The 14,014-nt window shown below is 65.6% G+C and carries 9 protein-coding genes; 4 read left to right on the plus strand and 5 right to left on the minus strand.

Going from position 1 to position 14,014, the window contains the following annotated elements; genetic code table 11:
* The first annotated feature begins 80 nt into the window (after positions 1 to 80).
* Both RT97_RS06100 and RT97_RS06105 read left to right on the plus strand, forming a co-directional pair.
* Positions 81 to 1,085 carry a Bug family tripartite tricarboxylate transporter substrate binding protein gene (locus tag RT97_RS06100; RefSeq protein ID WP_080898196.1) on the plus strand — a complete coding sequence of 335 codons (1,005 nt, stop codon included), beginning with the start codon at positions 81 to 83 and terminating at the stop codon, positions 1,083 to 1,085.
* Entirely contained in the window at positions 1,082 to 1,774 is a 693-nt protein-coding gene (locus RT97_RS06105) for a flavin reductase family protein (protein WP_253278152.1), read from the plus strand. The genes RT97_RS06100 and RT97_RS06105 overlap by 4 nt, the downstream gene beginning before the upstream one ends.
* 45 nt (positions 1,775 to 1,819) lie before the next feature.
* Here RT97_RS06105 and RT97_RS06110 read toward each other — a convergent pair whose 3' ends face one another.
* Positions 1,820 to 2,791, minus strand: a complete 972-nt coding sequence (locus RT97_RS06110; RefSeq protein WP_042577845.1) for a PDR/VanB family oxidoreductase — start codon at positions 2,789 to 2,791, stop codon at positions 1,820 to 1,822.
* A 216-nt stretch (positions 2,792 to 3,007) separates the two neighbouring features.
* Positions 3,008 to 4,576, minus strand: a complete 1,569-nt coding sequence (locus tag RT97_RS06115; RefSeq protein WP_080898197.1) for an NAD-dependent succinate-semialdehyde dehydrogenase — start codon at positions 4,574 to 4,576, stop codon at positions 3,008 to 3,010.
* A 59-nt stretch (positions 4,577 to 4,635) separates the two neighbouring features.
* Here RT97_RS06115 and RT97_RS32380 point away from each other — a divergent pair, with 59 nt between their 5' ends.
* Positions 4,636 to 5,589 carry a LysR family transcriptional regulator gene (locus tag RT97_RS32380; protein WP_042577846.1) on the plus strand — a complete coding sequence of 318 codons (954 nt, stop codon included), beginning with the start codon at positions 4,636 to 4,638 and terminating at the stop codon, positions 5,587 to 5,589.
* A 378-nt stretch (positions 5,590 to 5,967) separates the two neighbouring features.
* On the opposite strand, the gene RT97_RS06125 is transcribed toward RT97_RS32380, so the two are convergent.
* On the minus strand, positions 5,968 to 6,153 hold the full coding sequence (locus RT97_RS06125) for a YlcI/YnfO family protein (RefSeq protein WP_253278153.1): 186 nt from the start codon (positions 6,151 to 6,153) through the stop codon (positions 5,968 to 5,970).
* 168 nt (positions 6,154 to 6,321) lie between these two features.
* Between RT97_RS06125 and RT97_RS06130 the strand changes: the two genes are divergently transcribed.
* Positions 6,322 to 7,278, plus strand: coding sequence for a WG repeat-containing protein (locus RT97_RS06130; protein WP_042577847.1), 957 nt, complete (start codon positions 6,322 to 6,324; stop codon positions 7,276 to 7,278).
* Here the strand turns inward: RT97_RS06130 and RT97_RS33750 are convergent.
* Both RT97_RS33750 and RT97_RS32035 read right to left on the minus strand, forming a co-directional pair.
* Positions 7,275 to 7,709 carry a helix-turn-helix domain-containing protein gene (locus RT97_RS33750; RefSeq protein ID WP_042577848.1) on the minus strand — a complete coding sequence of 145 codons (435 nt, stop codon included), beginning with the start codon at positions 7,707 to 7,709 and terminating at the stop codon, positions 7,275 to 7,277. The genes RT97_RS06130 and RT97_RS33750 overlap by 4 nt on opposite strands.
* Positions 7,710 to 8,285: 576 nt before the next feature.
* Positions 8,286 to 14,006 carry an autotransporter outer membrane beta-barrel domain-containing protein gene (locus RT97_RS32035; protein ID WP_052810580.1) on the minus strand — a complete coding sequence of 1,907 codons (5,721 nt, stop codon included), beginning with the start codon at positions 14,004 to 14,006 and terminating at the stop codon, positions 8,286 to 8,288.
* Positions 14,007 to 14,014: the final 8 nt, after the last annotated feature.

Consider the following 14,014-nt stretch of genomic DNA (forward strand, 5'->3'; position numbering starts at 1 on the left):
CCGCGACCTTCACGAACGCAACACAGCCGCCCTATTTTCAAACAACCTCGTCCCACTCTCAATCACCAACGGAAGATGTCATGACTGCCCACGGCTCTACGCACCCAATTCTCAGGACTGTCCTTCTCGCAGCCGCCGTAGGAATCTTCGGAGGGGCCATCCTGCCATCGCATGCTGAAGCCACGTATCCAAACAAACCGATCCGAATCCTGATCCCTTTCCCTGCAGGAGGCGCGGTGGATGCCTTCGTCAGAATCATCGGGCCGGAGCTGACGACGCGAATGGGGCAGCCCGTCATCATTTTTAACAAGCCCGGGGGTGGGTCACAGATCGCCGTGGCGGACATGATGTCCGCGCCGGCCGACGGCTACTCCGTGTTCGTCGGGCAAACCGGAGATTTCAGTGTCAATCCGTTTCTCTACAAGAACAGCACCTATCTTCCGACACGGGATTTCGACGGCGTCGCCATGCTCGCCCGCGCACCCCAGGTGATGCTGACCAATGTCTCGGGCAAGATCAACAGCGTCCAGTCATTGAAACAGACGATGTCCTCGGCAGACGGCAGCGTCCTCTATGGCTCATTCGGCTCCGGCACTGCGCCGCACCTTCTGGGCCATATGTTGTCCAGAGGTGGGTCGCGCGCCAAGTTCACCCACGTACCGTACAAGGGTTTCCCACCGGTCATGCAGGCCATCATGACCCAGGAGATCGACCTTCTGTTCGACGCGGTTCCTGGCACACTGAATCTGATGAAGACTGGCAAGGTGATTCCTCTTGCCGTTGCCGACTCCAGCCGCAATAGCCATCTACCTAACGTTCCGACCACCGCAGAGATCGGATTTCCATCGCTGGTCATGGACTTCTGGCTTGGCGTGGCGGTCAAGAAAGGCACGCCCCGGCCCATCATCAACAAGATCCACGAGGCCTTCGAATACGCGCTGTCGAACCCGGAGAACTGGAAGAAGCTTTCCGATCAGGGCTACAGCCGAGTCTCCATGTCGCCCGAGAAGTTCGACGCCTTCGTTCGTGACGAGGGAAGCAAGATGAAACCGTTGATTGTCGAGACCGGCGTATCCATTGAATGACCGGGGTCGACTCTCTTGTCAACGACGAGGCTGCTCTTTGCAGCAGCTTCACCTGCCCACCGCCGGGCACCATCGAGAAGGCGGCCGCCTCAACAATGAAGTACCTTGATCCCCGAACGATGACCGACGCAGAGGTCTACAAAGTGATGACAGGCATCGTGGTTCCAAGGCCGATCGCGTGGGTGACCTCCAGGTCGCGCCAGGGCAACGCGAATCTGGCGCCATTTTCTTCCTTCACATTCGTCAGCCATTCGCCGCCCATGTTGGCGATCGGCGTCGATACGAAACCTGATGGCGCAGGGTTGAAAGACACCGCTCGAAATATCCTCGACACGCGGGAGTTTGTCGTTCACATCGCCGACTACTCCTTGCTGTCACCACTTCACGCGAGCGCAGAAGAATATCCGGCGGAGATCAGCGAGATCGATGCGCTTGGCTTGCGTTCCGTGGCGTCCTCGCAGGTTGAGACACCTCGCCTGCTGGATGCGCCCATTGCTGTCGAATGCCGACTCAATCGTTGCATCGAACTCGGACAAGGGCCCACGAGGTTGATGATCGGGGACGTGCTGTGCTTTCACGTCCAAGACTCGCTGCTGAGCGCCGGCAAGATCGATACGGCGCTCCTCAATCCCATCTGTCGGCTCGCTGGTCCCAACTACGCCACTGTGGGCCAGATCCTGCAGCGGTAGCGTTGGTGGGCCAGCAGTCCCATCCGTACGAGCGTCAAGTGGATATCAGATGTCCAGCACCAGCGGACCGCGCTTGCAGCGCGACACACAGATCATCATGGTCTTGTTCGACTGACGCTCCAACTTGCTGAGGATGCCGTCGCGGTGCTCGATCTCGCCGGCTTCCAGCACGACGGTCTCGCAAGCCCCGCAGACACCTTCTTTGCAGCTGTGCTCGGGGTTGAGCCCCGCCTCGATCAGGCTGTCGAGGATGGACTTTCCGGGCGGCACCTCTACGCTCTTGCCGCTCTTCGCACACTCGACCACGTAGGTCTCGGCGGCGGCGGAGGCATCCGCGTGCACTGCGGCGAAGCGCTCGATGTGAGCGTTGGCGTAGCCCAGCTGCTCGCAGCTCTTCACGAAGCTGTCCAGCATGGGCGTGGGGCCGCAGCAGTAGTAATGGCTGTCGGCGCCCTTGCCTTCCAACATCTGCACCAAGTTCGGCGGCGCGCCTTTTTCCTGGTCGAAGTGCCAAGTGACCGCGATGTCCTTCTCTGCAGCCAGTGCGGAGATGGCGTCGATGAAGGCGGCTTCATTGCGGCTGCGCGCGCAGTACACGATTTCCACCGGCCTGCCCAGGGCAGCCAGGCACTGCAGCATGCACCAGATGGGCGTCACGCCGATGCCACCGGACACCAGCACCGAGCGCTCCGCGCCATCCTGCAGCGCGAAGTTGTTGCGCGGGTGCGAAATCTCGATGGTGCTGCCCACGCGCAGTTGCTGGTGCACGTAGCGCGAGCCGCCGCGGCTCTTCCTGTCGTCGAGCACGCCCACCACGTAGCGCTGGCGCTCGCTCGCCGGGTTGCAGAGCGAGTAGCTGCGCACCAACCCGTTGGGCAGGTGCAGGTCAATGTGCGAGCCGGCTTCGAAGGCGGGAAAATCCACCTCGGGAGATGTCGGGCGGAACTCGACGCTGACGATGCCGTCAGCCTCGTATCGCATGGTGTGGACCAGGGCTTTCAGCGCAGGAGAGGACATGTTGGAAAGCTCGGAGACAACGGGTAGAGACGAGCCGGAAACTCAACGAGCGAATTCAAGCTGCGAGTTCACCAATCAGCGCGTCATCGCGAACGCGTGATTTGGCAGTGGGCATTGCGAACTCGGCACGTTTGCCAATGGTCTCGGGCCAGCGCTCTTACGAACTGGGAGCAGCGTGTGTGGCCTGGAGCTCGCAGTGGCATCCAGAACCCTGGCCTAATCGCCGGAGCTTTTCGCGGACGCGGCTTCGAGCTTCATGATGTGCGAAACGTTCTTGACGGTCATGTAGTGATGCAGTCCCTCGCTGCCACCTTCCCGCCCGTAGCCGCTGGATTTGATACCGCCAAAAGGCGTCTCTGGCAGCGACGCTTCCAGCGTATTGATCGAGAAGTTGCCGCACTCGACCTCCTCCACCATTTGATCCGCCTTGGCTGCACTGTGGGTGAAGCCGTAAGCCGCGAGGCCGAAGGGCACGGCATTGGCATGCGCGATGGCTTCGTCCAGCGAGCTCACCGGGTTGATGATGGCCAACGGACCGAATGGCTCCTCACTCATGACCCGAGCGCCGGAGGGCACATTGGCCAAAACAGTAGGCTCGAAGAAATAGCCCGGTCGATCCATGCGCTTGCCGCCGGCGACCAGGCGGGCACCGCTCGCTGCGGCATCCTCCACGAGTTCGATCAGTGCTGCGACTCGGCGGCCGTTGGCCAGCGGGCCCATCTCCACGCCAGGGGTCATGCCGTCGCCCACGTGCAGGGCGCGGGTGCGCTCAGCAAAGACTTCCACGAATTCGTCGAAGACCTTCTCGTCAACGAAAAAGCGGGTTGGGGACGTGCATACCTGGCCCGCATTGCGCATCTTCCGGTTGGCGGACATGACCGCCGCATCTTGCACATCCACGTCGTCACAGACGATGACGGGCGCATGCCCGCCCAGTTCCATGAGCACGGGCGTCATGTGCTGGGATGCCAGCGTTGTGAGATGGCGCCCAACATTGGTTGAGCCGGTGAAGGCGACCAGGCGCACCTGATCCTGCGGGATCAGGTAGTCGGAAATTTCGGCTGGATCCCCAAAGACGAGGTTGAGCACACCGGGCGGCAACCCGGCGTCGTGCAGCGCGCGGGCAATGTGCAGGGCACCAGCGGGCGTTTCTTCGGCTGCCTTGAGAATGATGGAGCAACCCGAAGCAATCGCGCCACCGATCTTGCGAGCCGGCTGGCTCAACGGAAAGTTCCACGGAGAGAACGCGGCAACGGTGCCGATCGGCTGGTGATGCACGATGTAGCGCGTGCCTTGAGCACTCGGAATCACGCGGCCATAGGTGCGCACGGCCTCGCCAGCGTCCCATTCGAGGAACTCACAGCCCCGGATCACCTCGAGGCGTGCCTGCGCGAGCGGCTTGCCATGTTCGAGCGTGATGGCATGCGCGATGGTGTCGATGCGCTCTCGCATCAGCCGCGCTGCGCATCGCAGCACGTCCGCGCGTTCGCTGGGTGCGGTGCGGCGCCACGCACGAAAGCCCCTTTCGGCGGCGCCCAGCGCGTCGTCCAGATCCGAGGCCATGGCGCGAGGCAGGCGCCCGATCTCCTGTTCGGTGGCGGGGTTCACCACCGGCATGTCGCTGCGCGTCTTGCGCCACGCGCCACCAATGTAGAGCTGGAGGTCCGGGTAGTCGATCACTTGAGTGCAGTCCTTGAGAGACGGAGGTTCGTCGGAAGGGACTATGGCACCGCGAAGAAATTCCAAAAAGTGAATTCCATTACCATTCACTTGAAAGAAATTCATGGCTTGTCGCTTACTTCAATTCGATGTGAGCCACGACCTCTCCAGCGAAGGTGTTGCTCATGTCGAACTGGGAATTGCGCATCTCCCTGCGCCACTTGCGCTTGGCCGACGCGATCGAGCGAGAGGGAAGTCTCGTGCGCGCAGCCGAGCGTCTGCATATGACCCAGTCGGCAGTGACCAAGGCGCTTCAGGAAATGGAGGCGTTGACCGAAGCTCCGCTTTTCACGCGCACCAGTCGGGGCTCGGTGCCAACGCCTTTCGGCCAAGTACTCGTGCGCCACGCGCGGGCCATCATCGCGCAGCTTCGCAATGCGGATCGCGAGGTGACCGAACTGCGCGAGGGCCACGGCAGCGTGACAATTGGCACTTTGCCATCCACTGCCGGTGGCATTCTTCCGGCCGCATTGACCATCGTGTTGAAGCGCCAGCCGCGTTTGAAGGTGACGGTGGTCGAAGGCCAGCATGATTGGTTGACCACGCTCTTGCGCCGCGGCGATCTGGATCTGATGACGAGCCGGCTTCCGAGCCGGCGGCTACCGACAGACATCACCCAGGAAGTGTTGGGAATGGACCGCGCACGCCTGATCGTGCGCGCGCAACATCCCTTGAGCAGTCGAAAGCGAATCGGATTGGACATGCTCGGTGGCTACGGATGGGTTCTTCCGCCGCCTGAAACCTCCATGCGGCGGCAGCTCGAAGCGACATTTCGGGAAGCCGGAATGAATGCGCCAGTGGCCACGGTTGAATCCATGTCGTTCCTCACGAACCGTGCGCTGGTCCTCACGTCGGAGCTGATCACCGTCTGGCCGCAGCACTTGGCTGACGTGGAGGCGCGCACGGGACTGATCAAGATCCTGCCGCTCGAGCTGGCCAAGACCGAGCGCCCGCTGGGCGTCTGGTGGCGCACCACACCCGGCCTGTCGCCTTCCGCGCAAATGATGGTCGACGCACTGAGAACGGTGGGCGCCCGCAGCCCCGTCGAGTACCGCAGAGCCGTTGGGATCGCTGCATAATCGGTCCAAGTTCTTATCCGTCCCCCAGTCCATACGAAGAGGGCCCACGGCGAAGGCACGAGGACCCCGGTTTTGGCCGCCCGTGAGATTGCATGAGGGTTCCGATCCAAGCGCGTTAGACACCCGCGCGCCTCCCCTCGCGATCGCCGCGTCGCCCTTGCCTTCAGTGGTAGTCGTCCTCGCGCTGGTGCCGAATGGCAGATGCCATGATCTCCGTTTCGCTGACGATATGGAACAGGGCTACGTAGCCGTATGCGCCGAACGGATGACGAGTTCCCGCTCCATGCGGTCATCAAAAGCAATTCGGCAAGTGAACGGATCGGTCTCCGGAACTTCATCGCATCGAGGACCTCGTCTGCCGCATAGGACTCGCCCGTCTCAAGGGCGCGCGCAAGCGATGCGCCCACGGGCCATGAATTCTTGCTGCGCCTTGCGACGACGCGCCGCATCGATCGAAGCCTGCTCGACGAAATGCGACAGCGTTTCGCCGTCGAGCAGCACGCCTTCGATCTGTTCTCGAACGGCGGCCGTCACCCGGACCGGAGGGAGTTGGGTCGTCTTCATGGAAAAATCGTATAGCAAATGCTATGCAGCCTCGCCCTTCTCTGCCCCTCCTCTCTTCGGACCGGCACGAGGCGAAGCAAGACGGAGCCGGGTCATGCCGCAACGACCGCGATACTGTGCGCCAAGCCGCTGCACCACCAGCTACTCCCCGCAACCGAGAAACGATCCATGCTTCCTGTCAGATCCGCCGAGAGCGGCCTCTTTGGTTTCATCGATCTCGCAGGCGAAATCGTGGTGCCGCCGCAGTTCCACGGCGTCGGGCCTTTTGCCGCAAATGGTCTGGCCGTCGCCCACCTGGATCCAAACAGCGAGAGCGGCTATGGATTCATCGATCGGACCGGCCGCATCGTCGTCGGGCCGTCGTTCCACCAGGCCGAGGATTTCTCAAAGCAGGGCATCGCCATGGTGATCCTCGATCGCGCCCAGTTCTTCCGACACGGCTTCGTGGACGCCGCGGGGAACAAGGTCTTCCCTGCGGACTTCGAACATGCCCGCTCGTTCGACGATGGCGGTCTCGCGGTGGTCCGCACGGAAGAAGGCACCTGCGGTTGCATCGACGTGCGGGGAGAACTGGTGATTCCAGCGATCTATGACGGCATCGGCGCATTCGCCGCCAACGGCCTCGCCAAGGTCAGGCGCGCCGGCTATCGCGGGTTCGTGGACGTCGCCGGCAAGCAAGCGCTTCGCCCGGCGTTCAAGGAGTTCGGCGAATTCGATGCGTGCGGGCTCGCGACCTTCAAGGCCGGCAACCATCGGTATGGCTACATGGGCAGCGGCGGCGAGACGCGTATTCCTGCGCGCTACGCGGAAGCCGCCGGCTTCGCTGCGAACGGCCTCGCCAAGGTTCGCATAGCAAAACGATGGGGCTTCATCGACACGGCTGGAGCGCTGAGGATCGCCCCGGGCTTCGACGACGTCTCGGGCTTCACCTACGCGGGGCTTGCCATCTTTTTGCACACCAACGGCAAGTGGGGCGCCATCAATGCCTCGAGCGATACGGTCATCGAGCCGGTCTACGACGACATCGATGCGTCGTTCGACCCCACAGTGCTCGAGGTCGTGCGCGATGGCGTGCGCGGCTACATCACCCGCGCCGGCGCCTGGATCGGCAATCAGCTCTGCTAGCCAGTGCGAGCCTGGACCGGACCTCGCCATTCGATCCGCAGTGAATCCGAGGTGCGTTTCCAGGACGCCCACGCGCGTCCCCTGCCCCGCGGTGCATTCCGGTCATGGCCAAGCGAAGATCGCTTCGCATGCTGGCGCAAGGCGATCGCGCTGCAGGCGATGCGTTCAAGGCAAACCCAGTCGCCGCTTGCCGACTCGAACTGACGCAGCTTGCGATACAGCGTATTGCGACTGATGCCCAGGCAGCGCGCAGCCGCAGAGAGGTTGCCGCCGCTGGCCTGCACGGCCTGCTTCACCGTTCGTCCTGACTGCGCGCGCAGATCGATGGTGTCGTCGATGGCCCCGTGCATCGTCGTGGCGCCCTGCAGGTCGTCGACCAGGTCGTCTGGCAAGTGGCGCCAATCGACCATCGTGTCGCTGTCGTCGAGCAAGGCGCATGATGCCTGATGTTCCAGGGAACGATCTCGGCCAGCAGCCAAGCGCCCCGCGTTGTGGCGACTTGCGCGGATGCGGCGCGCGAGGGATTGGATCCTGGCGCTTTTCATCATCTGGCCCGTTGCTGAATGAATTCGCAGACACACGTTCGCTTGGCGTGGCCTCGGCCGGTGAGATGAGCTTCGTTCGGCGCGGATCCGACGCCTCGCGGGGAAGTAGAGCGGCGGGCCTTCAGGCACAGACGCCTTGCTACGAAGGGCGGCCTGACTTTGGACGAAAAGAAGGCAGTCTTGCTCGCATGACTCAGCGCACTGACAGCTGCCCCATGAAGTGGCAAGGGGGCACCACATTCGGTGGCGGAACGTGGGTAGAAGGCAGTAAGGCTGCGATTTATCAGGTACGAGAAAAAACAGCGCGACTTCTTTAGAGGGCCGCGAACTGCTCCTCAGGGCTGGTCGCAGACATAGGCGTCGCCCGAGCCGCCGCGCGCGACCACCTCAGAGAGCATCCACGTGAGCGTCGAGGCGGCGCAGCGCTGAGCGCCCGGCGAGTCGTGCGTTGCTGCGCGCCCGTCACCACCTCACGCGCACACCGACCGATCCGTTGATCGAGCTCTTGACCTTCGCATCGCCGCCCGACGACCAGAGCTTTCCGATCTCGCCATAGAGGCTGGTCGTCTGGCCAACAGCCAGCGTGAAGCCTCCTGCAAGCTCGGTGCTCGTGCCGCCGGTGGGCGCCTCGATGCCGCTGCGCGTCGTGCCGTTCAGGAAGCGCGCAACGTCGGTGCCGCTTGAGGTCCTGTAGACATTGAAGCGGCCGTACGGTTGAAGCGCGCCCATGCCAGTGTCGACCTGGCCCTTCACACGAACACCGGCACGCGCGATCCAGCCGCTGTCGGCATCGGGTTGCACGACGGCACCGAGGATGGTCGAGTTGCCCAGGTCCAGTCGCTGGTGGATCAGCTGCAGCTGCGGCTCGACGCTCCAGCCGCTTGCACCCAGTGCGAAGGATTGACCGACTTCGATCGAACCCAGCAGGCTGTTGCCCTTGCCTTCGGCAGCGGTGCCGATGTTCGTTTGCACCGTGTAGCGATGGCGCCCTGACTGCACGACCGCATCCGCATAAAAGCCGCTCTCGCCGGTGTAGGTGCCGTACACACCGACATACTGGCTTCGCAGGTCGGTGCGGCCGGTGCGCAGGTTGTTCACACCGCTCGCAAAGCCGTTGACGCTCGCGTCGCCATCGAGCTGGCCGACGTAAAGGCCGGCGCGCACGTTCGACGTGGCCAGCAGGTCCGTGCCGGCCTGGAAGCCTGTGAGGCGTCCCTTGCTCGTCGGCGACACCGTGCCGCCTTGCTGGATGTCGAGATCGGTCGAGAGCACGCGTGCCCACGCACGCCGGTCCGGACCGGTCGGCGCGGTGGCCGTGCCCTTCACGTCGTCGTCGCCCACGCGCTTGCGGAGATCTCCCAGCATCGCGAGGTTGCCCAGACGCAACTGGTTCGGCAGCGCCTCATAGAGCGAGGCTTCGGCGCGATAGGTGATGACGGGCACCGCAGGCGCATCGGGCGCACCAGGGATTGTGGGCGGCGTGGCGCCGGGAATGCTGGAGCGCAGGTACCAGTTCTCGCCCGCGCCGCTCGCGTCCGCGGCGTAGAGGCGGTACTCGTAGGCACCCGCGTTCACCTGCCCACCCGCGAGCGAAAACGCATCCTTGGTCGTCTGCGCGGTGGTGGTCCCGCCGTTTTGCGCGGTGATCACCTCGATGCCGTTGCCGCCCGTGAGCGCGCCCAGTCCGCCGAGGTTGGCGAACTGCACGCTGGTCCTTCCGCTGGCTGCGCCACCGTTGATCACGAGCCGGTCCGACGGGCCCGTCGCGTTCAGCGCCGTGCCCAACTTCAACACGCCGTTGTTGCCGACATAGTTGCCGTTGACCGTGAGCGTTGTGCCCGGCGCAGCACCCATGAGCGAAACAGTACCGCCGTTGGCAAGCGAGGCGACCGTCTGGCTGAAGCCTGCGAGGTCCAGCGTCGCGCCCGTGGCTACGCTGTGCGCCGAGCTCGCGCTGAGCGTGTCGGCCGCACCCGCGCGCAGCGTGCCCTGCGCCACATTCGTGGAACCGCTGTATGTGTTGGCGCCCAGCAGCGTCAGCGTGCCTGTTCCCTCTTTGGTGACGAAGCCGCCGCCGCTGATGCCGCCGCTCAACGTGCCGTTGAACGCGCCGGTGTCGATGACCGGATCGTTCTTCCCGGTCAGCCGGATCGCGTTGGCGATCGTGAGGCCGTCGGCGCCGAAGCCCAGCGTGGTGTCATCGTCCATCGTGAGCGCGCCGGTGCCCAGCGCCTGGCTGTGCGCGACGTTCAAGCGGCCCTGGCGCAGCGCGGTGCCGCCCGTGTAAGTATTGGCGCCCGACAGTGTGAGCGCGCCGGTGCCCACCTTCACCAGCGAGCCACCCGCGCCCGAGATCACGCCCGAGACAACGGTGTCGGCGTTCAGCGCGCCGGTGGTCAGCGCCTTCGCGCCGAGGATCACGTCGCCCGCGCCCGAGAGCGCGCCGATGCCGAAGCCGGTGGCCGCCGATCGGATGCGCAGCCGCGCGCCGGCCTCGTTGACCACGGTGGCCTGGTCGGCGGTGGCGTTGTCGAACACGTCGATCAGGCCGCCGCTCTTGTTGATGAAGGTGGCCTGTCCGGCGCTCGCGTCGTCCAGCAGGTTGATCTGGCCATTTGCGAAGTTGGTGATGGTGGCCTTGCCCGCGGTGGCATTGGCGACGAAATCCGTGCGGCCGCCGCGGTTCTCGAAGACACCGTTCCCGGCGGTGGACGCACCGCCGAATTCGGCCACCGAATCGGTGTTCAGCACGAAGCGCGCGTTGCCTGCTGACGCGTTGTCGCGAAACAGCACCTGCCCCGCGTTGACCGTGGGCGATGTGCGCTCGGCTGCGGTGATGGTCTGCGCGCCGGCCTGCGCGTTGCCGCTGAAGATCAGCGCGGCGCCGGTCCCCACCGACACCGGGCCGGTGCCGAGCGCGTCGCTCACCGCCGCTTCGAGCGAGCCCGCGTTCACGGCTGTGCCGCCGCCGTAGCTGTTGGCAGCGCCGAGCACGAGCGTGCCCTCCCCGGTCTTCACCAGCCCGCCGTCGCCCGAGACCGTGCCGTTCAGGCGCAGCGTCTGGATCAGGTCGACATCGAAGCCGCCACCGCCCGCGCCGAGCGAGACGGCCCGGCTCGATGCGAAGCCGCTCGTCGCGCGCAGCGTACCGCCGTCGAGTGCAAGGCCGCCGCTCGCAACGCCCAGGTTGTTGTCGGCCGCCACCTGCAACGTGCCGCCGCGCACGGTGGTGCCGCCGCTGTAGGTGTTTGCACCGCTGAGCACGAGCGTGCCCGCGCCGGTCTTGGCGAGGCCGTCGGTGCCCGCGATGACGTTGGCGATGTTCGCATTCCAGCCTGCGCTCGCCGAGCTGCCGTCGCCCACGCGCACCTCCACCGGCGCGGGGTGGCCGGCATCGGCCACCAGCGTGATCGTGTCTCCCGTGAGCCGGTAGCCGTCGCTCGCGAACTGCATGCCGCTCGCGGTGACCGCGCCGTTGGCGGTGCTGACCGTCACGTTGCCGGCCGCGCCGCCAAAGATCGCGAAGCCCGGCTGCGGCTGCAGCGGCCCGCTCGCCACACCGGTCTCGTCGGCCCAGGTGGGCGACGTGGCCGACCAGGTGCCGTCGCCGCCGCCCATTTGCGACGGGCTCGCCAGGCCATTGCCGTTCCAGAAGTTCAGCGTATAGCCGGCGCCGGTGATGAGGTTGATCTGCTTGCTGCCCACCAGCGTCTGCAGCGTCATGCCAGCAGGCGGTGCGAAGCCGCCGCCGGTGACCGACAGCGAGCCCCCCCACTTGAATAGGTTGTACAGGCCCGGCCCCATGCCGCCCGCGTTGCGCACGTTCAGCGTGGACGCGGCGATCGACAGGTTGCCGCCGACCTCGACGTTGTCGCTCTGGCCCGGCACGGACGCGGTGCCGCTCGGCGCACCGATGTCGAAGTCGAGTTGGCTGCCGGTGTTCAGTGCCAGGTCACCCTCGATGCGCAGCGTGCCGATGCCGTTGCCCGCTGCGGGGTCGCCGGGCGCGAGGTGCGCGCCGCCGTCGATGGTCACGTTACCGCCGATGCTGCCGAAACCGCTGAGCGTGGCGCCCGATGCGACGTCGACCGCGCCCGCGATGCGCGCGCCGCTGTCGGCGGCGGTGCTGCCCACGGACAGGCGGCCGGCCTGCACGGTGGTCGCGCCCGTGTATGTGTTCGCGCCGTTCAGGAAGAAGGTGCCGCCGCCCTGCTTCACCAGCCCGCCCGTGCCCTGGAGGTCGCCATCGAAGACGGTGTCGGCCGCAATGCCGGTCGTGAGCGTCTTGGTGCCCAGGAGCACGCTGCCGTTGCCCGTCAGCCTGCCGATTGCGGTGCCGCCGGTGGTGAGGCCCGCGATGTTGAATGTAGCGCCGCTGGCCACGCTCACCGCGCTGGCGTTGGCGAGCGAGCCCGCGTCCGCCAGGGCCAGCGTGCCGCCCGAGATCGTCGTGCCGCCCAGGTAGGCATTGGCGCCGGCGAGGGTCAGTGCGCCCGTGCCGGTCTTGAACAGCGCACCGCTTCCGCTGATGGTGCCGCTGAAGACGCCGCTCAGGGCGCCGGACAGCGTGAGCGACTTCGTGCCCATCAGCACCGCGCCGCCGCCGGACAGCGTGCTGAGCGTCACGCCCGCAGCGTCGATGGCGGTGGCATCGAAGGTCGCGCCGCTAAGCACATTGAGCGCGCTGGTGGTGGGCAGCGCGCCAGCACCCGCCAGCAGGAGCGTGCCGCCGGCGACGCCCGTGTTGCCTTGGTAGGTGCTGGCCCCTCGCAGCGCGAGGGTGCCGGTGCCGGTCTTCTGGAACGCGCCGGTGCCTTGAATCGAGCCGGAGAAGTCGCCGGCGTCCACGCGCAGCACCGTCGTGTCCAGTGCGCCTGTGCGCACGATGCCTGCGCCCTGCAGGTTTTTCACGGCGAAGCCGGTGTTGTCGTTCATGTCCAGCACGGCCCCCGAAGCCACCGTCGTGGAAGCCGCGATGTTCGTCAGGATCGACAGGACGCCGCTGCCCGCACGCGCGGTGCCGGCAGCGACAACAAGATTGCTGGTGGGCGAGGCGACGCCACCGGTGCTGGCGATTTCCACGGTGCCCGCGCGGCCCGTGCCGCCGATGGTCAGGTCGCGGGTGAACCCGATCGAGCCCGTGAGCCGCAGGGTCACGCCGTTGACCGCCGACACCGTGGCCGGGCCGCTGAGGTTCAGGGAGGTGGCCAGGTCCATCGAACTGGTGGCGCGCAACTCGGCATTGCCGATCGACATAGCGCCGCTCCCCAGTGCCGAGGCGTTGTTGATCGACACCACGCCGCCGGTGACAGTGGTCCCGCCGCCATAGGTATTCACGCCCGAGAGCACGAGCGTTCCCGCGCCGGTCTTGGTGAGCGCGCCGCTGCCCGAGAGCACGCCCGAGAGCGTCGCGTCGAAGCCGTTGGTGTCCAGCGTGGAGCCCGTGCCGCCGAGCGTCGCATCCATGCCGCTCACGAGCGTGCTGCCGACCACCCGCAGCGTGCCGCCGGTCCAGTTGAAGGCGCCGGTGGCCCCTGCGCCTACAGCCGGCACCAGCCCGGATGCCCCACCGGTCTCCACCGTGCCGCCGACCTCGAGATTCAGAGTGCCCTGTCCACCGGCCTGGGGCCCGAGTTCGATCGAGCTGGCGCGAACCGTGCCGCCGTTGCGCACCGTCAGCGTGCCTGCCGATCTGTAGCCCAAGAGCAGCCCGGACGTCGCGCTGAACACCGAATTCGCGCCGTCGACCAGCAGCGAACCTGCTGCAGCACCGAACCCAAGGTACGCCCTGACGGCGGTGAGCGTTCCGCCGTTTGTCACGGACATGGTGCTTGGGACGGCCAGGCCAACGACCAGTTGATTGGCCCCGGCGTTGGTGCCGCTTCCCGCGATCTGCACCAAGCCAATGGCGTCGATGAGGGCGTCGTGTGCGCTGGTCGGCACCACAGCATCGCGCCAGTTGTCCGCATCGAACCACGCGCCGGACAGGGGGCTCTGCCAGTAGGCTTGCGGAGCACCTTGCGCATGAACAGACGGCGATACGGCCGACGCGAGCAGCGCCGCGCCGGCGATCAAGGCGCAACCGAGTGCCGAACGCCCCCCGCCCGATGACTTCGCGGTTTCGGAAACGGCCTGGCAGGCGCCGGTGCGGCGGTTGAAGACGATGCGGTGGGTGCGGTTCATGGCAAGGC

This window comes from Variovorax paradoxus (genome assembly GCF_000834655.1).
GTDB classification, from domain to species: Bacteria; Pseudomonadota; Gammaproteobacteria; order Burkholderiales; family Burkholderiaceae_C; genus Variovorax; species Variovorax paradoxus_F.

What these genes read in the sequence shown, in the direction of transcription:
- RT97_RS06100 (WP_080898196.1), top strand. Translation starts at nt 81, where the DNA reads ATGACTGCCCACGGCTCTACGCACCCAATTCTCAGGACTGTCCTTCTC.
- RT97_RS06105 (WP_253278152.1), top strand. Translation starts at nt 1,082, where the DNA reads ATGACCGGGGTCGACTCTCTTGTCAACGACGAGGCTGCTCTTTGCAGC.
- RT97_RS06110 (WP_042577845.1), bottom strand. Translation starts at nt 2,791, where the DNA reads ATGTCCTCTCCTGCGCTGAAAGCCCTGGTCCACACCATGCGATACGAG.
- RT97_RS06115 (WP_080898197.1), bottom strand. Translation starts at nt 4,576, where the DNA reads ATGAATTTCTTTCAAGTGAATGGTAATGGAATTCACTTTTTGGAATTT.
- RT97_RS32380 (WP_042577846.1), top strand. Translation starts at nt 4,636, where the DNA reads ATGTCGAACTGGGAATTGCGCATCTCCCTGCGCCACTTGCGCTTGGCC.
- RT97_RS06125 (WP_253278153.1), bottom strand. Translation starts at nt 6,153, where the DNA reads ATGAAGACGACCCAACTCCCTCCGGTCCGGGTGACGGCCGCCGTTCGA.
- RT97_RS06130 (WP_042577847.1), top strand. Translation starts at nt 6,322, where the DNA reads ATGCTTCCTGTCAGATCCGCCGAGAGCGGCCTCTTTGGTTTCATCGAT.
- RT97_RS32035 (WP_052810580.1), bottom strand. Translation starts at nt 14,006, where the DNA reads ATGAACCGCACCCACCGCATCGTCTTCAACCGCCGCACCGGCGCCTGC.